The sequence below is a fragment of the Microbacterium yannicii genome, assembly GCF_024055635.1.
Lineage (GTDB): Bacteria > Actinomycetota > Actinomycetes > Actinomycetales > Microbacteriaceae > Microbacterium > Microbacterium yannicii.
The window spans coordinates 236,303-256,341 of sequence record NZ_JAMXMB010000036.1; the positions used below are offsets into that span (position 1 = coordinate 236,303).

17 protein-coding genes are annotated in these 20,039 nt (G+C 69.9%); 5 read left to right on the forward strand and 12 right to left on the reverse strand.

The annotated features are described in order from the left end of the window. Window positions 1-5: 5 nt before the first annotated feature. Window positions 6-1,649: a molybdopterin-dependent oxidoreductase gene (locus NCG93_RS15595; protein ID WP_194412681.1), complete on the reverse strand. Its 1,644-nt coding sequence runs from the start codon at window positions 1,647-1,649 to the stop codon at window positions 6-8. A gap of 209 nt (window positions 1,650-1,858) precedes the next feature. On the opposite strand from NCG93_RS15595, the gene NCG93_RS15600 reads away from it, so the two are divergent. The 3 genes from NCG93_RS15600 (at window position 1,859) to NCG93_RS15610 (ending at window position 5,470) form a co-directional block, all read left to right on the forward strand. After that, the gene (locus tag NCG93_RS15600) at window positions 1,859-3,634 is read left to right on the forward strand and encodes a circularly permuted type 2 ATP-grasp protein (RefSeq protein WP_241741573.1); all 1,776 of its coding nucleotides are present in this window, start codon (window positions 1,859-1,861) and stop codon (window positions 3,632-3,634) included. Next, entirely contained in the window at window positions 3,628-4,560 is a 933-nt protein-coding gene (locus NCG93_RS15605; protein WP_194412682.1) for an alpha-E domain-containing protein, read from the forward strand. Before NCG93_RS15600 ends, NCG93_RS15605 begins: the two co-directional genes overlap by 7 nt. 64 nt (window positions 4,561-4,624) lie before the next feature. Continuing rightward, complete coding sequence (locus tag NCG93_RS15610; RefSeq protein WP_194412683.1) at window positions 4,625-5,470, forward strand: transglutaminase family protein; 846 nt, start codon at window positions 4,625-4,627, stop codon at window positions 5,468-5,470. A 29-nt stretch (window positions 5,471-5,499) separates the two neighbouring features. On the opposite strand, the gene NCG93_RS15615 is transcribed toward NCG93_RS15610, so the two are convergent. Both NCG93_RS15615 and NCG93_RS15620 read right to left on the reverse strand, forming a co-directional pair. Beyond that, window positions 5,500-7,134 carry a DHA2 family efflux MFS transporter permease subunit gene (locus NCG93_RS15615; RefSeq protein WP_194412684.1) on the reverse strand — a complete coding sequence of 545 codons (1,635 nt, stop codon included), beginning with the start codon at window positions 7,132-7,134 and terminating at the stop codon, window positions 5,500-5,502. Between the two features lie 56 nt (window positions 7,135-7,190). Beyond that, window positions 7,191-7,343: a hypothetical protein gene (locus NCG93_RS15620; protein WP_194412685.1), complete on the reverse strand. Its 153-nt coding sequence runs from the start codon at window positions 7,341-7,343 to the stop codon at window positions 7,191-7,193. Between the two features lie 210 nt (window positions 7,344-7,553). On the opposite strand from NCG93_RS15620, the gene NCG93_RS15625 reads away from it, so the two are divergent. After that, entirely contained in the window at window positions 7,554-8,564 is a 1,011-nt protein-coding gene (locus NCG93_RS15625) for a LacI family DNA-binding transcriptional regulator (RefSeq protein ID WP_194412686.1), read from the forward strand. Window positions 8,565-8,611: 47 nt separating this feature from the next. On the opposite strand, the gene NCG93_RS15630 is transcribed toward NCG93_RS15625, so the two are convergent. The 6 genes from NCG93_RS15630 to NCG93_RS15655 all read right to left on the reverse strand — a co-directional run bounded on the left by NCG93_RS15630 (window position 8,612) and on the right by NCG93_RS15655 (window position 15,741). Then, the gene (locus NCG93_RS15630; RefSeq protein WP_194412687.1) at window positions 8,612-9,601 is read right to left on the reverse strand and encodes a serine hydrolase domain-containing protein; all 990 of its coding nucleotides are present in this window, start codon (window positions 9,599-9,601) and stop codon (window positions 8,612-8,614) included. Beyond that, window positions 9,598-11,013, reverse strand: a complete 1,416-nt coding sequence (locus NCG93_RS15635) for a rhamnulokinase (protein ID WP_194412688.1) — start codon at window positions 11,011-11,013, stop codon at window positions 9,598-9,600. The genes NCG93_RS15630 and NCG93_RS15635 overlap by 4 nt, the downstream gene beginning before the upstream one ends. Before the next feature lie 91 nt (window positions 11,014-11,104). Next, window positions 11,105-13,141: a bifunctional aldolase/short-chain dehydrogenase gene (locus NCG93_RS15640; protein WP_194412689.1), complete on the reverse strand. Its 2,037-nt coding sequence runs from the start codon at window positions 13,139-13,141 to the stop codon at window positions 11,105-11,107. Window positions 13,142-13,173: 32 nt separating this feature from the next. Next, window positions 13,174-14,058: an alpha/beta hydrolase fold domain-containing protein gene (locus tag NCG93_RS15645; protein ID WP_194412690.1), complete on the reverse strand. Its 885-nt coding sequence runs from the start codon at window positions 14,056-14,058 to the stop codon at window positions 13,174-13,176. 103 nt (window positions 14,059-14,161) lie between these two features. Further along, window positions 14,162-15,328 (reverse strand): L-rhamnose isomerase, encoded by a 1,167-nt coding sequence (gene rhaI / locus NCG93_RS15650; protein ID WP_194412691.1) that lies wholly within the window; start codon window positions 15,326-15,328, stop codon window positions 14,162-14,164. Continuing rightward, window positions 15,325-15,741, reverse strand: coding sequence for an L-rhamnose mutarotase (locus tag NCG93_RS15655; RefSeq protein WP_194412692.1), 417 nt, complete (start codon window positions 15,739-15,741; stop codon window positions 15,325-15,327). The genes rhaI and NCG93_RS15655 overlap by 4 nt, the downstream gene beginning before the upstream one ends. A 182-nt stretch (window positions 15,742-15,923) precedes the next feature. Here NCG93_RS15655 and NCG93_RS15660 point away from each other — a divergent pair, with 182 nt between their 5' ends. Next, window positions 15,924-16,706: a nucleotidyltransferase domain-containing protein gene (locus NCG93_RS15660; protein WP_194412693.1), complete on the forward strand. Its 783-nt coding sequence runs from the start codon at window positions 15,924-15,926 to the stop codon at window positions 16,704-16,706. A gap of 12 nt (window positions 16,707-16,718) precedes the next feature. Here NCG93_RS15660 and NCG93_RS15665 read toward each other — a convergent pair whose 3' ends face one another. The 3 genes from NCG93_RS15665 to NCG93_RS15675 all read right to left on the reverse strand — a co-directional run bounded on the left by NCG93_RS15665 (window position 16,719) and on the right by NCG93_RS15675 (window position 19,938). Then, window positions 16,719-17,633 carry a carbohydrate ABC transporter permease gene (locus tag NCG93_RS15665; RefSeq protein WP_194412694.1) on the reverse strand — a complete coding sequence of 305 codons (915 nt, stop codon included), beginning with the start codon at window positions 17,631-17,633 and terminating at the stop codon, window positions 16,719-16,721. Then, window positions 17,630-18,547 carry a carbohydrate ABC transporter permease gene (locus NCG93_RS15670; RefSeq protein ID WP_194412695.1) on the reverse strand — a complete coding sequence of 306 codons (918 nt, stop codon included), beginning with the start codon at window positions 18,545-18,547 and terminating at the stop codon, window positions 17,630-17,632. The genes NCG93_RS15665 and NCG93_RS15670 overlap by 4 nt, the downstream gene beginning before the upstream one ends. An 83-nt stretch (window positions 18,548-18,630) precedes the next feature. Beyond that, window positions 18,631-19,938 (reverse strand): ABC transporter substrate-binding protein, encoded by a 1,308-nt coding sequence (locus tag NCG93_RS15675; protein ID WP_194412696.1) that lies wholly within the window; start codon window positions 19,936-19,938, stop codon window positions 18,631-18,633. Window positions 19,939-20,039 lie beyond the last annotated feature (101 nt).

Sequence of the window (20,039 nt, forward strand, 5' to 3'; positions counted from 1 at the left end):
GATCCTCAGTCGAAGACCGACACCGTCCGCCAGTGCCAGCCGCTGGCACCGTCCGGGGCCGGCGGCGCCGTGTCCTCGGTCTGCACCTCTCCGGTGGTGCTGGTCGCCCGGCACTGGATGACGTGGTCGCCGGGCGTCGCCGTCCACGGCACGCTCCACTGCACCCACGTGTCGTCCGAGATCGCCGCCGCCAGGGCCGCCGGCATCCACTCGCCCTCGTCGATGCGCACCTCGACGCCCTCGACGCCGACATGCTGCTGCCAGGCGACGCCGGCGATCACGACCTCGCCGGCCTTCAGCCCCTGTCCCTTGCGGGGGACGTCGATGCGCGACTGCAGCTTGATCGGGCCGCGCTCGGACCAGCCGCGCGTCGTCCAGTACGCGGTGGCGCGGTCGAACCGCGTCACCTCGAGATCGACGACCCACTTCGTCGCCGACACATAGCCGTAGAGCCCTGGCACCACCATGCGCACCGGGAAGCCGTGCTCGAGCGGCAGGGGCTCGCCGTTCATGCCGACGGCGAGGATCGCGTTGCGGTCATCGGTGAGGGCCTCGAGGGGCGTGGATGCCGTGAACCCGTCGATCGACCGTGACAGCACCATGTCGGCGTCCGCGGTGGGGCGGGCGCGTGCCAGCAGCTCGCGGAGCGGGTAGCCCAGCCAGCGCGCGTTGCCGATCAGGTTGCCGCCGACCTCGTTGGAGACGCACGTGAGCGTGGTCCACGACTCCTCGAGCGGCAGCGCCAGCAGCTCGTCCCACGTCAGCTCGAACTCGTTCGCCACCATGCCGTGCACGCGCAGCCGCCAGTCGGCGGTGTCCACCTCGGGCACGATGAGGGCGGTGTCGATGCGGTAGAACTGGGCGTTCGGGGTGACGACGTCGGTCAGCCCGGCGATGTCGAGCTCCGCGCCGGCAGGGACAGCGGATGCCGCGGCCGCCGGCTGCGGAAGCTTCACCGCCCGCCGCACGGCGGCGACCGTCGCCGACGTCGCACCGCGCACGCCGACGACCGCCGCGAGGATGCCGGCTGCCGCGGCGGCACCCGCCCACGCGAAGAACGCGCGGCGGCTCGGTGGCTGTGTGGCGCGGAGGTCGGAGGTCGGACCGGCGACGGGCGTTGCGGGTTCGGCCGATGCACGCTCTGCCGGTGCCGGTGCCGGTGCCGGTGCCGGTGCGGTGCGTGCGGTATCGGCCCGTGCCGGCTGGAGCAGCCGGACCAGCAGCCACAGGGAGACGGCGCCCACGGCGCCGGCGACGAGCGAGGGGAGCCACGCGAGGGCGCCGGCGCCGGGTCGTGTCGCCGCGACGATCGCGCCGGTGATGCCGAAGAGGGCGATCACGACGACCCCCCACGGCGGCCGGCGGGCCTGAAGCCAGCCGGCAAGGGCGGCGAGCACCAGCATCGCGAGGGCGATGCCGACGACGAGAGCGATCTTGTCGGCCGTGCCGAACAGGGCGATGGCGGAGTCTTTCGCCCACGGCGGCGCCACGTCGATGAGGGCGGCGCCGATCGCCGCCACCGGGCTGGACGAAGGGCTGACGACCATCGCCGCCAATTCGCCGAGCCCGGCCGCGAGCAAGACGGCGGCCACTCCCGCGATCCAGGTCAGCAGCGCGGGCGCGCGTCCGTCCGATCGGTTCGCAGCCATGGTGCCAGCGTATGGTTCGCGGGCGTCCGCGGGGCGGTGTCGGGGGTTACGGGGTTCTTACGGCGGCCTGCGTACGGCGTGGCGCGGCCGTGCATCGAGTTGCGCAGGCCGGGACGGCGGTGTGGGGGGCACCGCCGCTGCTCGCGCTCGCGGGGCCGCCGGCATCCGTCGAAACACCGTGGCAACACGCCCCGCATTAGGCTGTCCGGATGGGTGATCTGTTCGACGGCTACGGCTCCACGCTCGCGCCGCGCAAGACGCCCTCGGGGGTCGCCGCGTTCGACGAGATGTTCGGGAACCCGGCTCACCCGGGTGCGCCGGCCGAGTCCCGCGAGGCCTATCGAGAGCTGTACCAGGCGCTCGCGCAGATGACTCAGGAAGAACTGCGCGGACGCACCGATTCCCTCGCGAGCTCGTATCTCGCGCAGGGTGTGACGTTCGACTTCGCGGGCGAGGAGCGTCCCTTCCCGCTGGATGCCGTGCCCCGCGTGATCACGTTCGACGAGTGGTCGCGCATCGAGGCCGGTGTCAAGCAGCGGGTGCGCGCGCTCGAGGCGTTCCTCGACGACGCGTACGGGCACCAGTACTGCGTGCGTGACGAGGTCCTGCCCGCCGGGCTGATCGCGAGCTCGCAGTACTTCTACCGCCAGGCCGCCGGCATCCACTCCGCCAACGGCGTGCGCATACAGGTGTCGGGCATCGACCTGATCCGCGACGAGCACGGCGAGATGCGCGTGCTCGAGGACAACGTCCGCGTGCCGTCGGGCGTCAGCTACGTCATCTCGAACCGCCGGGTCATGGCGCAGACCCTGCCCGAGCTCTTCGTCTCGATGCGGGTGCGTCCGGTCGGCGACTACCCCAACAAGCTGCTCGCGGCGCTCCGCGCCTCGGCCCCGGCCGGCATCGAAGAGCCGAACGTCGTCGTTCTCACGCCGGGCGTCTACAACTCCGCCTATTTCGAGCACACGCTGCTCGCGCGCCTCATGGGCGTGGAGCTCGTCGAGGGTCGCGACCTGCTGTGCATCGGCGGCAAGGTGTTCATGCGCACCACCCGCGGACCCAAGCGCGTCGACGTGATCTATCGACGTGTCGACGACGAGTTCCTCGACCCGCTGCAGTTCCGCGCAGACTCGATGCTCGGTGCGCCCGGACTCATGCTCGCCGCGCGCCTGGGCAACGTGACGATCGCCAACGCCGTGGGCAACGGGGTCGCCGACGACAAGCTGCTCTATACCTACGTGCCCGACCTCATCCGCTACTACCTGGCGGAGGAGCCGATCCTCAAGAACGTCGACACGTGGCGGCTCGAAGACCCGGGGGCCCTCGAAGAGGTGCTCGACCGGCTGGACGAGCTCGTCGTGAAGCCGGTCGACGGCTCGGGCGGCAAGGGTCTCGTCGTCGGACCGGACGCCTCGCCCTCCGAGCTCGAGAAGCTGCGCCAGCGCGTGCTCGCCGACCCGCGCGGCTGGATCGCGCAGCCCGTGGTCATGCTGTCCACCATCCCCACGCTCGTCGAGGACGGTATGCGTCCGCGCCACGCCGACCTGCGGCCGTTCGCGGTCAACGACGGCGAGGACGTCTGGGTGCTGCCGGGCGGCCTCACCCGCGTCGCCCTGCCGGAGGGCCAGCTCGTGGTCAACTCCAGCCAGGGCGGTGGCTCGAAGGACACCTGGATCGTGGGCGGCTCCGCGCCCTCCGGAGGCGAGTACGGCCCCGGCAAGGTGCCCGAGCTCGTCGCCGATCAGGCAGCGGTCACCGCCGCGATCCCGATCATCTACGACGCACAGAGCGAGCCGGCCCACTCCCCGCGGGATCCGGTGCGGGGCAACCGCGAGCAGCAGGAGCAGCAGCAGCAGGCCGCGGCCGAGGCATCCGTCTTCCCGCACCGCGTCCCGATGTCGGCGGAGAACGTCCCGGCCTCCGCCGCAAGAACGCGCGGGAACGACCGAAATCGGGACATGTCGGGTGGTGAGCGGGCATGCTGAGTCGCATCGCGGAGAGCCTGTTCTGGATCGGGCGCTACATCGAGCGGTCCGACGGCACCGCGCGGATCCTCGACGTGCACCTCCAGCTGCTGCTCGAGGACCCGTGGGTCGACGAGGACATCGCGTGCCGTTCGCTCCTCAGCGTCATGGGCTCTGTTCCTCCCGACGGCATCGACCTGGTACGCCGTGAGGACGTGTTGGCGCGCCTCGCCGTCGACCGCATGAACCCGTCGAGCATCGCCTACGCGCTGACCGCCGCCCGCGAGAACGCGCGCCGGGCGCGCGAGATCGTCTCGACGGAGCTGTGGGAGACGTTGAACACCACGAGCGCCCGGATGCCGCGACGCCTGCAGAACGACCGCGTCCACGAGTTCTTCCAGTGGGTGCGCGAGCGCGCGGCGCTGGCCATCGGCATCGTCGACTCCTCGACGAGCCGGGACGAGGCGTGGCAGTTCTTCACGCTCGGACGCAGCATCGAGCGCACCGACATGACGGCCCGGCTGCTGGCGACGCGATCGCTCACCGAAGCCTCGGGCCCGTCGTGGACGACCATCCTGCGCTCGTGCGGCGCCTACGAGGCCTACCTGCGCACGTATCGCGGCATGCCGAGCGCTCGCAACGCGGCCGAGTTCCTGCTGCTCGACCGGCTCTTCCCGCGCTCGATCATCTACTCGATCCAGCGGGCCGAGGAGTGCATGAGCGCCATCGACCCGCGTGCGGACCGCGTCGGCCACTCGAACACCGTGCTGCGCGCGCTCGGGCAGATCCGCAACGACCTCGAGTACCGGCCGATCTCCGAGATCCTGGGCGAGCTGCCCATCCACATGGATCGGGTGCAGACCGTCACGCGCGAGGCATCCGAGGCGATCCGCGGCCGCTTCTTCCCGACGCAGGCCGAGCCCAGCTGGATCGGAGAGATCTCATGATGGTTCGACGAGCTCACCAACCGGGCGCGTCTCGACGTCCCGCTCATCCCTCGGGGTGGCGGTCATGAAGAGACTCCGCATCGAGCACCAGACCGGGTTCAGCTATCTGGGAGACGTGACGGCCTCCTACAACGAGGCCCGCATGCTGCCCGGCTCCACCGACAGCCAATTCGTGCTCAACTCGTCGCTCGACATCGAGCCGTCGACATCCGTCAACCAGTACGTCGACTACTTCGGAACGAGGGTGGCCGCGTTCGACGTCCTCTCGCCCCACTCGTCCCTGACCATCACCGCGCGCTCGCTGGTGGAGGTGCGCCCGCGCCCGCTCGAGCACATCGACCTCACGTGGGACGACCTCGCCCGGGAGTCCGCGCGATCGATCGAGACCGTCGAGCAACTCTCGCAGACCGGTCGCACCCGCCCGCACGCCGAGGTCGCCGAGCTCGCCCGCAGCATCGCGGCGCAGCACGATCACCCCGGCCGCGCCGCGCACGCGATCTCGGTCGCGATCGGCGACGCCGTGGAGTACATGCACGGCATCACCGGAGTGCACTCGACGGCCAGCGAGGCGTGGGAGGCGCGCAAGGGCGTCTGCCAGGACATGGCGCACATCGCCCTCGGCGCCCTGCGCGAGGTCGGGATCCCGGCGCGTTACGTGTCGGGCTACCTGCACCCTCGCCCCTCCGCCGACGTGGGCGTCGCCGTGACGGGCGAGTCCCACGCGTGGATCGAGTGGTTCGCGGGGGAGTGGCAGGGCTTCGACCCCACGAACAACATCGAGATCGGCGACCGGCACGTGCTCGTGGGCCGCGGGCGCGACTACGGCGACGTGCCGCCGCTGCGCGGCGTGTACGCCGGCCCGTTCAAGAGCAACCTGCACGTCAAGGTGACGATCACGCGCGAGGCGTAGCCCGGCGCGGGCCTCGCCGGGCAGTGGGATCAGGCGTTCTCCGGAGCCTCCGCGGCGCCCGTCTCGACCTTTGCGTCATCTTCGTCGCGCCCGGCCCCGCGACCTCGGCCACCGCCCAGCGACAGTGTCGCCAGCAGGCCGACCGCGAGGAAGCCGGCCGCCGCGAAGCTGGCGTACTTCGTGCCCTGGGAGAATGCGGCCTTCGCATCGTCGGCGAACTGCGCCGTCTGGGGTGACCGCTCGAGCCCCGCGATGGCGCCGCCCGCGCTGTCGACGACGGCCGAGACGACCTGATCGCGTTGTTCGGCGGGCACACCGCGGTCGTCGAGCGTCGCGGTCAGGACCGCAGAGGTCGTCGAGAAGAGGATCGTGCCAAGGATGGCGATGCTCAGGGCGGCACCGAGCTGGCGCGAGGTGGACTGCGTGCCCGATGCCTGCCCGCCTTCCGTGGTCGGGACATCGGCGAGGACCACTCCGGTGAGCTGCGCCGTCGCGAGGCCGACGCCGAACCCGTAGACGAACAGTGCGGGGATCAGCGGCACCCAGGACGCATCGGGCGAGATGACGAAGCCCACGGCGGCCACGCCGATGATCTCGGCGGCGATGCCCGTGCGGACGATCCACACCGGGGCGACGCGGCCGCTCAGCGCGCCCGCCAGCCCGCTCGCCGCGAACGATCCGATGGCGAGCGCGAGCAGGATGAGCCCGGTCTGCACCGCCTCGAAACCCAGCACGAACTGGAGCCACAGCGGCAGCGCGAGGATGAGTCCGAACTCGCCGAGCGCCACCACCATCGCGGCGATGTTGCCGTTGCGGAACGACGGGATGCGGAACAGCCCGAACGCGATGAGCGTGGGCTTGCCCGCCCGTCGTCGACGACCGCCCCACAGGATGAAGAGCACGACGCCGATGGCTGCGACGAGGAAGGCGACGGCGACGGGGGAGAGATCCCAGGGCCACGTCCAGCCGCCGAGCTCGAGGGGCTTGTCGGTGAGGAGCCAGCCGTAGGTGCGGCCTTCGATCAGTCCGAAGACCAGCGCCCCCACGGTGACGACCGACAGGATCGCACCCACCACGTCGATCGACACGGCGTCGCCGCGCGACTCGTCCACGGTGAGGAGCACGCCGATGACGATCGCGATGCCGAGCGGAACGTTGATGAGGAAGGCCCAGTGCCATGAGAACTCGGTGGTGAGCCACCCGCCGAGGAGCGGTCCGACCGCCGCCATGCCTCCGATCGTCGATCCCCACACCGCGAAGGCGATGGCGCGCTCGCGACCGCGGAAGGTCGCATTGAGGAGCGAGAGCGTCGTAGGCAGCATCATGGCGCCGCCCACGCCCTGTACGAGGCGCGCAGCGATGAGCATGTCGCCGGTCGTCGCGAGTGCAGCCCCGACCGACGCCAGCACGAAGATGACGACGCCGATCAGCAGCATCCGTCGTCGTCCGACCCGGTCAGCCAGGCTGCCGAACACGAGCAGCAGGGAGGCGAAGACGAGCGTGTACGCCTCCTGCACCCACTGCACCTGGCTGGACGTGATGCCGAGATCGTCGACGATCGCCGGGATCGCGACGTTGACGATCGTCGAGTCGACGATGATGAGCGCGACGGCGACGCTGATGAACACCAGCCCCGTCCAGCGGCGGCGCGAACCCTGAGTCATCTCGCTAGCTTATCTAGCGAAATGACTTTTCTCACCCTGCGGCGTCGGCCGCGTCGTCAGGCCGGCGGGTTGTCGGGATCGAGCGTTTCGAGCGTGTCCTCTTCGACGGGATTGTCGGCCTCGACCTGTTCCTCGGTGGTCTGGTCGCCGCCGACCGGGTTCTCGTCGCCGCTGGCCGGCCGCTCGTCGCTGCTCCGTTGTTCACTCATGTCGTCACGCTAGCCCCGGACGGATGCCGCGGCCCGGGCCTTGACGAAACCCCCGACCCGTGACCCGATTGCCGACGACGTAGCGCGGCGGTGGGCAGCGGCATCCGGTCGCCCTCCTGGCATGCGCCGCCCCGTCGGCCCCGGGGTGTCACGACGAGGCGCATGTCACGGGGTACGTTGGGCCTGCAGAGCCGCACGCGAAGGAGAAGAATGACGGATGCTCCAGCCCGGCGCCAGGCGACGATCGAAGATGTCGCGCAGGCCGCCGGCGTCTCGCGCGCGGCAGTGTCGAAGGTGCTGCGCAACGCCTACGGCGTGAGCGATGGGATGCGCGAGCGCGTGACGGCGGCGATGACGCAGCTGAACTACCGCCCTCGGATCGCCGCACGCGCGATGCGCGGACGCACCTACACGCTCGGCATCGAGCTCCCGGACCTGTCCAACCACTTCTTCGCCCGAATCGCGCGCGGCGCGACGGCCGCCCTCGACGGCACGTCCTACCAGTTGATCATCGCCCCCGCCGAGGCGGGATCGCGCGAGGGCATGCGTGCCCTGGATGCACTCGTCGACCGCCAGGTCGACGGTGTCATCGCGGTGTCGCCCCGCGTGGACGAGGCCAGGCTGGAGCGCATCTCCGCCTCGGTGCCCGTCGTCATGTTCGGGAGGCACGACACCTCGGACCGCTACGACGTCGTCGCGGGTGACGACGCAGCTGGCGGCCGAGCGGTGATGACGCACCTGCTCGGTCTCGGACATCGTCGCATCGCCCACCTGACGCTGCACGAGTCCGGCGCGCACGAGCCGTTCCCGCACGGCGTGCGACTGCGGGAGTACGAGGCCGCCATGGCGGCCGCGGGGGAGGACACGGTGGTCTGGCGCACCGACGAAGGTGAGACTGCCTCGTACGAGGTCGTACGTCGCATGCTCGCTGACGGCTCGCCCATGACGGCGGTCTTCGCTGCCCACGACGAACTCGCCTTCGGAGCGATGCGTGCCGCGGCGGAGGCGCGCGTACCGCTGGCGGTGATCGGCTACGACGACGTGCCGATGGCGTCGCATCCGGCGCTCGGCCTCACGACAGTGCACCAGCCCGGCGAGGCGATGGGCGCGCGGGCGGTGGAGATGCTCCTGGAGCGGATCGCGGGGCGGACGGAGGCGGCGCGTGAGATCTTCGACGTCGAGCTGAAGGTACGCACGTCCGCAGGTGCGCCGGCGGCCTGACGCCGACGCGTGGGGCGCGCAGCGCCGTCACGCGCGCCTGGGTGCCGTCAGACGCCGGCCACCACCGCGTTGTCGAGCTCGTCGAGCTCGACGCCGGGCCGTTCGGCCGCGTTCGTGAGCAGCACGTAGGCGAGACCCGCGGTCGGATGGATCCAGAACTCGGTGCCGGCCCAGCCGCCGTGCCCGTACGCGTCGCGGTCGATGAGGCCGGGAGCGCGCGTGCGCAGGTTGAACGTGAAGCCCCAGTCCTGCCCTCGTTCGGCGGGATAGGGCTCGAGCCGCGGGATGTCGCCGGTGAAAGGCCGGCGCATCATGGCGAGCGTGCCCGGCTGCACGACGCCGCCGGCCTCGCCCTCGCCGATGCGCAGCAGCGCAGAGCCGACGGCGAGGAGGTCGGCGGCCGTGCCGATCAGGCCGGCGCCCGGACTGCGGTGGCGCGCGAATCCGCGCATGTCGAGCCCGAGGCGCTCGGCGTCGACCACGCGGTGCGGGTCGGCTGCGGGGTCCAACGTGAAGCCGTTCGCACCGAGCGCGGGCGCCCACGCCGCGATCGCGACATCCCAGTCCTCACCGGTGGTGTGACGCAGCAGCTCGGCGATCCCCTGGAACGCGACCGTCGAGTAGCGGGAGGCTGTGCCGGCGACGAAGTCGCGGCCGGGTGCGCGCAGGGCGGCGGGAAGGCCCTCAGCGGGGTCGAGCGACGGTTCACGGATGCCGGCGGTGTGGCTCACGAGATGGCGCAGGCGCACCACGTCGTCGCGCCCGCTCGAGAACTCGGGCACGGCGACGGTGAGCGGCGTCTCGGTGGTGAGGAGTCCCCGCTCGATGGCCCGCGCGGCTGTCAGGCCGGTGAGCACCTTCGTGATCGAGAACAGCCAATACGGGTCGTCGGCGCGTGCCGGGCGACCGTCGGTCGCTCCGAACGCGTCGAGCGCGACGATGCCGTCGCTCGTCGCGACGCCGAGCACCGCCGTCGGCAGTCTTTCGGCCTCCACGTGCCGTCGCGCCCAGTCGAACGCCGCCGCATAGGCGGTCACGAGCGCGGCTCGTACCGTTCGGGCGATACGGATGCCGCGACCACGCGCCGCAGATCCTCCAGAGACGCGTCGGGCCCGAACCAGCCGTGCGCGCGTGCCTGCACGAGCACGTTGCCGAGCGCGGTCGCCTCGACCGGCCCGGCCAGTACAGGAAGTCCCGAGCGGTCGGCGGTCGCCTGGCAGAGGAGACGGTTGAGCGCTCCGCCGCCGACGATGTGGACCACGTCGATGTCGCGGCCGGTGAGCCGGCCGGCGGTGGCGACGGCGTCGGCGAACGCCTGCGCGATGCTCTCGACGATCGTCCGCGCGAATGCCTCCCGGGTCGCGGGCACCACGGCGCCCGCGTCATCGAGGACCGCCGCGATGCGCGCGGGCATGTCGCCGGGCGCCGACAGACGCGCGTCATCGGCGTCGAACAGCGGGATGTCGCCGGTGACGGCGGCCGCGGCATCCAGCAATCCCGGAAGGTCTATCGGCGCGCCGTCTTCGGCCTCCCACGTGCGGACGGCCTCGCTCAGCAGCCAGAGCCCCGTCACGTTGTGGAGGAACCGGACCCGCCCGTCGACGCCGCCCTCGTTGGTGAAGTTCGCCTCGCGCGCCGCGTCGCTCACGACCGGTTCGTCGAGCTCGACGCCGACCAGACCCCACGTGCCGCAGGAGATGTAGGCGGCGTCGGGGGTGCTCAGCGGCACCGCCACGACTGCCGAGGCGGTGTCGTGCGAGCCGACCGCGATCACCTCGAGCGGGGCGCCGATGCGCTCGCGCGCCTCACCGTGCAGCGTGCCGAGCGTGGTGCCCGGGTCGACCAGCGGCGGAAGCGCGGATGCCGGGATCCCGAGCCGCGCGGCGAGCTCGTGGTCCCACTGGCCGGTGCGGACGTCGACCAGGCCGGTCGTGGACGCGTTCGTTCGCTCGGCGAATCGCGCGCCGGTGAGGAGGAACGCGACGAGGTCGGGGATGAGGAGCGCGACGTCGGCGTCGGCCAGGCGATCCTCGACGGCGTACTGGTACAGCGTGTTGAACGGCAGGAACTGCAGGCCGTTGCGGCGGTACAGCTCCTCGAACGGAGCCTCGCCGTGCACGGCCTCGACCCCGCGCGCGGTGCGCTCGTCGCGGTAGTGGAACGGTTCGCCGAGCAGTTCGTCGCCGTGGACGAGGCCGTAGTCGACCGCCCACGAGTCGATGCCGATGCTCGCGATGCCGGGCTCGCGCCGCAGCGCCTCGGTGAGCCCCTGGACGATGTGGCGGTACAGCGCCGAGAAGTCCCAGTGCAGGCCGTCCGGCCCGGGCACGGGACCGTTCGGGAACCGCGCGACCTGCTCGAGGCGCAGCATCCCGTCGTCCACGTAGCCGAGCATGACGCGCCCGCTGGTCGCGCCGAGGTCGACCGCGGCGACCACCCCGCCGGTCATCGGGGAGACTCCGAATTGGTCGCTGAGCTTGTCGAAGCGCCGGAGCGCCGAGCGCCCTTCGACAAGCTCAGGGACCGGTGGCGGAGCGCTGTCATCGCAGGAACGCGGCGGCGACGCCGGAGTCGACCGGGATGTGCAGGCCCGTGGTTCGGCTCAGCTCAGGGCCGGTCAGCACGAAGACCGCGTCGGCGACGTTCTCGGGCACGACCTCGCGCTTGAGGATGGTGCGGTTCGCGTAGAACTGGCCGAGGTCCTCTTCCTTCACGCCGTAGGTCGCGGCGCGGTTGGCGCCCCAGCCGGAGGCGAAGATGCCGGAACCGCGCACGACGCCGTCGGGGTTGATGCCGTTGACGCGCACACCGTGCTCGCCGAGCTCGACCGCGAGCAGCCGCACCTGGTGGGCCTGGTCGGCCTTGGTCGCCGAGTACGCGATGTTGTTCGGGCCGGCGAAGACGGAGTTCTTCGACGAGATGTAGATCACGTCGCCGCCGAGCTTCTGCTCGATGAGGATCTTCGCGGCGGCCTTCGAGACGAGGAACGAACCCTTCGCCATCACATCGTGCTGCAGGTCCCAGTCTTTCTCGCTGGTCTCCAGCAGCGGCTTCGACAGCGACAGTCCGGCGTTGTTCACGACGAGGTCGACGCCGCCGAAGGCGAGCACCGCTTCGTCGAAGGCAGCCTGGATCGCGTCGGCGTCGGCGACGTTCGCGGCGACGCCGATGGCGACATCCGCGTTCCCCAGTTCGGCTGCGGCAGCCTGCGCCTTCTCGAGGTCGAGGTCGGCGATGACAACGCACGCGCCCTCGGCGGCGAGCCGGGTCGCGATGGCCTTGCCGATGCCGGATGCCGCGCCCGTGACGAGGGCGATGCGGCCCTGGTGGGTCTTGGGCTTCGGCATGCGCTGCAGCTTCGCCTCTTCGAGCGCCCAGTACTCGATGCGGAACTTCTCGGCGTCGGAGATCGGGGAGTAGGTCGACAGCGCCTCGGCGCCGCGCATCACGTTGATGGCGTTGACGTAGAACTCGCCCGCCACCCGGGCGGTCTGCTTGTTCGCACCGTACGAGAACATGCCGACGCCCGGGATCAGCACGATGAGCGGGTCGGCCCCGCGGATCGCGGGGCTGTCGGCGGTCGCGTGGGCGTCGTAGTACGCCTGGTAGTCGGCGCGGTACGTCTCGTGCAGCTCCTTCAGCCGCGCGATCGAGTCGTCGACGCTCGCGTCGGCCGGCAGGTCGAGGATGAGCGGCTTGACCTTGGTGCGCAGGAAGTGGTCGGGGCAGCTGGTGCCGAGCGCGGCGAGCTCGGGCGCGCGCTCGGACGCGAGGAAGTCGGTGACCACCTCGGCGTCGGTGAAGTGGCCGACCATCGGCTTGTCGGTCGACGCGAGCCCGCGGACGGTCGGCGCGAGCGCGGCGGCCTTGGCCCGGCGCTCCGCCTCCGGCAGCGCCTCGAAGCCGCCACGAACTCCTCCGAACGGGTCGGCCTTGCCATGCTCGGCGATGTACGCCGCGGCGGTCTCGATGATCCAGAGCGAGTTCTGCTCGGCCTCCTCGGACGTGTCGCCCCACGCCGTGATGCCGTGACCGCCGAGGATGCACCCGATCGCCTGGGGGTTGTTCGCCTTGATCTCGGCGATGTCCAGGCCCAGCTGGAAGCCCGGACGGCGCCACGGCACCCAGACGACCCTGTCGCCGAAGATCTTGGGCGTGAGCTCCTCGCCGTCGGCGGCGGTCGCGATGGCGATGCCCGAGTCGGGGTGCAGGTGGTCGACGTGCGCAGCGTCGACGAGGCCGTGCATCGCGGTGTCGATCGACGGCGCGGCGCCGCCCTTGCCGTGCAGGCAGTAGTCGAACGCGGCGACCATCTCGTCCTCGCGCTCGACGCCGGGGTACACGTTCACAAGCGCGCGCATGCGGTCCAGGCGCAGCACCGCGAGGCCCGACTCCTTCAGCGTGCCGAGGTCGCCTCCCGAACCCTTGACCCACAGCAGCTCGACGGGCTCACCGGTGACCGGGTCGGTCTCGGTGCCCTTCGCCGACGTGTTGCCGCCGGCGTAGTTCGTGTTCTTCGGATCGGCGCCGAGGCGATTGGACCGCGTGATGAGGTCGGAGACGGCCGGGTTGGTCATGTCGGGATTCCTTCTGGTGTGGCTGGTGTCGCTCAGGCGACGGAGGCCGGAGCGGGGGCGGGTGTCGCCGTGGGGCGAGCACCGGCGAGGGACAGAGAGGCGAGGCGGGTCGCGAAGCGGTCGAGGGTGACGGATGCCGCGGGCTCCTGCGGCCGGTTCAGGTGACCGTGATCGGTGCCGGGCTCGCTGAGCACCTGGATGTCGCGGCCCGCGGCGCGCAGTGACGCGGCGAACGCCTCACCCGAGACGCGGAGCTCGTCGACGTCGCCGTTGACCATGAACGTGGGCGGGAACTCCACGAGGTCGTCGGGGCGGGCGTTGCCGGGAATCGCCGCGAGAGGCGCGTCGTCGATCGGACCGCCCAGGTAGTTCTCGTACATCGCGCGCACCATCTCCGGGCGGAAGCGGTCGGCCTCGGGCTGGGCATCCAGTGCGGCACGGAGCGCGGCGTCGGGCGCCGGCTGCACCGCGAGCAGTGTCGGGTAGGCCAGCAGCACGAGGGCCGGAAGCGCGGCCCGCTGCTCGATGAGCCGGAGCGTGGCGCCGGCGGCGAGGTTGCCACCGGCGCTGGTGCCGCCGATCGCCAGGCGCTCGTGGTCGATGCGCAGGCGGCCGGCATTGTCGACGACCCACGCCCACGCCGCGAGCATGTCGTCGGATGCCGCGGGGTAGTGGTCTCCGCCGCCGGTCCGGCCCGCGGCATCCCACCCCTCCGGAACCGGGGCGAGACGGTAGTCGACCGAGACGACCGTCGTGCCGCGGGCTGCCAGCTGCTCGGCCACCCAGTCGGACTCGGGCATGTCGAGGTCGCCGAACGCGAACGCACCGCCGTGCGCCCACACCAGGCCGGTGCCGTCGGGCTCGCGCGCGGGGTAGACGCGCACGAGGCCGTCCGCGGCGGAGTAGGGCTCGCTCATCTGGATCCTTCGAGTCCGGACCCGGCACCGGTGCCGGGATCGAGGTGGTGCACCGGGAGCGCGGGGATCGGCATCCCACGCTCCCGGTGGGTCTGTGCGGGGCTTACGCGCCCCAGCCGGCCTGCGTGCCGCCGACGCGGTCCGCGGCGATCTGCTGCTGGTAGCCGGATGCCGCGTAGGCGGCCATCGGGTCGGCCGCGAGTCCGCGCGACTCGCGCCACTCGGCGAGCGCCGGGCGCACGTCGGTGTAGAAGGCGTCCATGAACACGGCGTTGGCACCGAGCACATCGTTCGCCTGCTGCGCCGCGGCGAGGGCCTCGCGGTCGACGAGGAGGGCGCGGGCGGTCATCTCCTGCACGTTCAGCACCGAGCGGATCTGGCCGGGGATCTTGTCCTCGACGTTGTGGCACTGGTCGAGCATGAACGCCACGTCGGGGTTGTTGAGCCCGCCGCCGCGCACCACCTCGAAGATGATGCGGAACAGCTGGAACGGATCGGCCGCGCCGACGATGAGGTCATCGTCGGCGTAGAAGCGCGAGTTGAAGTCGAACGAGCCGAGCTTTCCGAGGCGGAGCAGCTGCATGACGATGAACTCGATGTTCGTGCCGGGCGCGTGGTGGCCCGTGTCGAGGCAGACCATCGCCTTGTCGCCGAGCGAGACGACCTGCGCGTAGGAGGTGCCCCAGTCCGGAACGTCGGTGTGGTAGAACGCCGGCTCGAAGAACTTGTACTCGAGCACGAGCCGCTGCTCGTCGGAGAGCCGGTCGTAGATCTTCTGCAGCGACTCCTGCAGGCGGTCCTGCCGTGCACGGATGTCAGCCTGGCCCGGGTAGTTCGACCCTTCGGCGAGCCAGATCTTCAGGTCGCGCGAGCCCGTCGCATCCATGATGTCGATGCACTCGAGGTGATGGTCGATCGCCTTGTTGCGGATGCGGTCGTCGTGGTGCGTGAGCGCCCCGAACTTGTAGTCCTCGTCCTGGAAGGTGTTCGAGTTAATGGTGCCGAGGCTCACGCCGAGGTCTTCGGCGTGGCGGCGCAGGGCGGCGTAGTCGTCGACCTTGTCCCACGGGATGTGCAGGGCCACCGTCGGCGCGAGCTTCGTGTAGGCGTTGACCTGAGCGGCATCCGCGATCTTCTCGTAGGGATCGCGCGGCGTGCCGGCTGTCGTGAAGACGCGGAAGCGCGTGCCGGAGTTGCCGAACGCCCAGCTGGGCAGCTCGATGGCCTGGCCTTCGAGGGTGGACAGGATGTCGGGTGACAGCGTCGTCATGATGCGGTGCCTTCTTCGTGGACGGGGTCGGTCGGGGGAGCGGGCTCGACCGCCGCGCCCTGCGCCGCGGTGAGCTGGTCGTGGAGGTTGAAGATCTCGGTGAGCGGGGCGGCCGCCTGGTCGGGCCGGCCGTCGAGCCCGACGAAGAAGCGGCCCATCTCGGCCTCCCAGCGCGCGGCGACGGCGGACGCGGCGAGATAGGCCTGAGCGGCCTCGTCGTCGTCGGTCTCGTAGTAGCCGATCAGCTGTCCGCCTTCGCCGAGGAAGAGCGAGTAGTTGCGGCGGCCCGCGGCCGCGATCTCGGCGAGCATCTCGGGCCACACGGGAGTGTGCCGGGCGATGTACTCGTCGAGCAGTTCGGGACGGATCCGCAGCTGGAAGCAGACCCGCGTCGTCGCGGTGGTGCTTGTCATGCGCGGGCACTCCTCGGTGGCAGTGGAAGGTGTGGGGCGGATGCATCGAGCCGATGAATCGTTTCAACCATAAACGACCGATGACGGATCCGCAACTGGGAAAACGCTTGCCGTCGCAGCATACGCGCCGACGATCGGAGTGTCGATAACGTGGGGAGCCGATTCGACGCGAAGGAGCACGGATGCTGCAGCAGGAACGGGCGCTCACCGCCTATGTGGACTCGGTGAAGGGCCGGCCCGGTGCGCTCGCCGTCGTGCTCGTCGGCTCGGTCGCGCAGGGGCGTGAGCGTGAGGACTCCGATGTCGATGTGTACTTCGTCGTCGACGAGGAGCGCTTCGCGGCCGAGACGGCCGCGGGGCGATTCGCGTGGATCGAGCGCCGGGGCCTCGACTACCCCCGCTCGTACATCGACATCAAGCTCGCGAGTCCGTCGTACCTCGCCACCGCCGTCGAGAAGGCGGACGACCCGACTCGTGCGTCGTTCGTCGGCGCACGGATCGCGTGGAGCGTCCTGCCGAGTCTGGACGAGACGGTGGCCCGGATCGCGACCCTGCCCGACGACGTGTGGGACGAGCGCGTGCGGTCGCATGTCGCGCAGGCGCGACTGTACGGCGGCTATTTCCTCCGTCAGGCGGTCGAGCGCGGCGACGAGTTCCTCCGCCGCCACGCCGGCCTCCATCTCGCCCTCGCCGCCGCGCGGGCGGCCCTCGCTGCGGGCCGCGTCATGCTTCCCGGCCCGAAGTACATCTCGAAGCTCGTGCGCTCGGTGCCCACGCCGAACGGGTTCGTCGACAGCTGGACTCAGGTGGTGGACGACCCTGACATCGAGTCGGGTCGCGCCCTGCTGCGCATCCTCGACGAATGGCTGGGCGACGGTCTCACTCCCGACGAGGCGCTGTCGACGTTCATCCGCGACAACGAACTCGCCTGGCTCCGCGGGACCGTGCCCGCGGAGTTCTGGTGAACGCACCGCGCATCACCCCTTGACCGCTCCGCTGGTCAGGCCCGCCACGATCTGCCGGTTGAAGAAGATGTACATGATCAGCGGGGGGATCGTGATGAGCAGGATGTCCATGAACAGCAGATTCCACTGACTCAGGTTCTGGCTCTGGAAGTTGTACAGCGTGAGCTGCACAGTCGCGTTCGCATCGCCGGGCAGGAAGTACAGCGGACCGGTGAAGTCGTTGAATACGCGCACCGCCTGGACGACGATGATCGTGATCATCACCGGACGAAGCAGCGGCATCACGACCGAGAAGAAGAGCCGCATCGGTCCGGCCCCGTCGATGATCGCCGCTTCGTCGAGCTCGCGCGGGATCGTCGACACGAACGCGCGGAAGAGCAGGATGCAGAACGAGAGGCCGAAGGCCGCCTCGATGAGGATCATGCCCGGCATCGTCTTGAACAGACCGAGGCCCTGCAGCACCCAGATCGTCGGCACGACCGCCGGCGGCACGATCAGCCCGGCGAAGACGAGGAAGTAGACGATGGCGTTCCAGCGGGACTTCCGCCGCTGCAGCACATAGCCGACGGCCGCCGAGAAGACCACCATGATCGCGACGCTGACGACGGTCAGCACCGTGCTGTTGACGAACGCGCGGAGGATGATGAAGTCGCGTGTCTGCAGCACCGTCAGGAAGTTGTCCCAGAGGAACCAGCCCTGCTGCGGCAGGGAGAACTCGAACAGCGACGCCTCCTGCGGGTTCTTCGCCGCGGTGAGGAAGATGAACGCGAAGGGCACGATGAAGACGATGATCGAGAGAACGATCGCGATGACGCCTACGACGTACTTCCGCAGGAACTTCCGCAGTGTGAGCGGCCGACGATCCTCGCGAGCTGCGCGGCGGACGGCGCGTGCGTCCGCTGTCGTGATGGTGCGCGTGACGGTCATGATTCCACCTGCCGACGGTTGATGAAGTAGAAGATCGGCACGACGATCGCCGTCACGATGACGAAGAGCACCACGTTGCCTGCTGTCGACAGGCCGTAGAAGCCGGCCTGGTACTGCTTGTAGATGACCGACGCGATCACGTCGCTCGAGAACCCGGGGCCGCCGCGGGTCATGGCCCAGATCAACTCGAACGACCTCAGGCCGCCGATGAGCGAGAGCAGCACGACGGTGCCGGTCGCGGGCACCACCAGCGGGAGCGTGATGTTGCGGAAGACCTTCCAGGCACCGGCGCCGTCGACGCGGGCGGCCTCGAAGTACTCCTGGGGGATGGCGACGATACCGGCGATGTAGATGAGCGTCGCGATGCCCACGCCCTGCCAGACATCGACGAGCGAGACGGAGTACAGGGCGAGAGACGGGTCTGTGAGCCACGCCGGGCCCTGGATGCCGATCGCCGCAAGCGACTTGTTGATGAGGCCGTCGAATGGGTCCATCAGAACCTTGAACGTGATGCCTACGCCGATGGTCGAGACGAGCACGGGGAAGAAGATGGTCGCCCGGAGGTACCCCCGGCCGAGGATCGAGCCCGTCAGCAGCAGGGCGAGGGCGAGACCGAGCACGACCTTCAGGCCGGAGGTGATGAAGCCGTAGATGAAGGTGTTGATGAGGCTCTGGTAGAGCATCGGCTCGGTGAAGAAGGTCACGAAGTTCTGGAAGCCGATGAACTCGACGTCGAAGAGCGACCAGCGGGTGAGGCTGAAGTAGAACGACGCGAACGTCGGGACGGCGAAGAGGACGATGAAGAGGATTCCCGCCGGGATGTAGAACCAGAGCGGGTAGGGGCTCCTCATCGAGCGCCGTGCGTGCGGCGGTGGCGCGGCGGTGTTCTTCCGCGCGGGGGCGAGCGTCGTCATGTCATCTCCATTGATGTGGAAGGGGGGCCGCGCCGCGGACGACGCGACCCCCGAATCGGATGCTGTTCAGACTCGCGTCCGGGTCACCAGCCTTCGAGGCCCAGCTGCTGGGCCTGCTTGACGACATCCTCGTCGTAGAGGCCGGCGCCCTCCTCGGCGGAGCTGATGCCGGAGCCTACCTGCACCGTGATGTTCTCGAGGTTCGGTCCCTTGATCGGCGACAGGAACTCGAGCGCGGGGTTGGTGTTGCCCTCGTCGAAGTACACCTGCATGTCCTTCAGGAGGCCCGGAACGTCGTCCGGGAGGGTGCAGGCGTTCGCGTACGGGCCGCTGGGCACCATGGCGGTGTTCTGCACCTCGCAGCCGGCTTCGGTCTGCGTGAAGGCGACGAACTTCTTCGCGGCCTCGAGCTTGTCGCCCTCGGTCGTCTTCGGGATGTAGATCGCGTTCGGCAGCCAGACGGTCAGCTTCGTGTCGGCCGCGTCCTGTGCGGGCAGCGGGAAGACGCCGACATCCTCGAGCTCGTCGGGGTTGTTCTGCGCGATGGTCGAGACGATGCCGGTCAGGATCGGGTAGTGCGCGCCCTCGCCGGTCGCGATCATGCGTGCACCGTCGTCGAAGAGTGCGGAGCCGAAGTCCTCGTTCCACCAGCCGGCTTCGAAGCCCGCCTGCTGGTTGGCGAAGCCCTCCAGCGCCGGCTCGTCCACGTACTTGCGGTTGCCCGCCGTGTACTCCTCGGCCCAGTCCGGGTCGGCGGCCAGCACGTTGCCGAAGTCGCCGAGCACGAACAGCTGGCTCGTCCACGTGTCGCCGTAGGTCTGGATGACCGGAGTGATGCCGGCCGCCTTGATCGCCTCGTTGTTGGCGGCGAACTCATCCCACGTCGTCGGGATCTCGAGTCCGAGATCCGCGTAGATCTTCTTGTTGTAGACGACGGCGCCGGCCTGGGTCGCACCCCACGGCGCGCCGTAGACCCCGTTGTCCGTCGAGACGACGGCCGTCATCGTGTCGATGAGGTCGCCGGTCCAGTCCTGGTCATCGAGCGGGACGAGGTTCTGGTCGGGATTGAGAGCCTGGAAGAGCGAGCCGGAGTTGTAGTGGAAGACGTCCTCCATCTCGCCGGTGGCGAGCTTCGTCTTCATCAGGTTGTCGCCCTCGGTGCCTGCGGGCTGCGTCTCGAGCTTCACCGAGATGTCGGGGTTCTCATCTTCGAACGCCTCGATGAGGGCCTTCGCGGCAGTGACGTTCGCCTCTGCGTTCTGCGTGAGATAGGTGATCTCGACCTTGCCGTCGTCAGACCCGCCGCCTGCGCTGCACGCGGCCAGCGGCAGGGCCAGTGCCACGATGCCCGCGCCTGCGAGGAGCACTCTCCTGGTCGGGGAGCTCTTCATCTTTACCTCCTTGTAAAGCTGAGCGGACGATCCGCCCACATTGCCGGAATCCTTGGTGCTTCGTCGAGTGGATCGGGTTGCCTCGGGCATTGAAACCATTC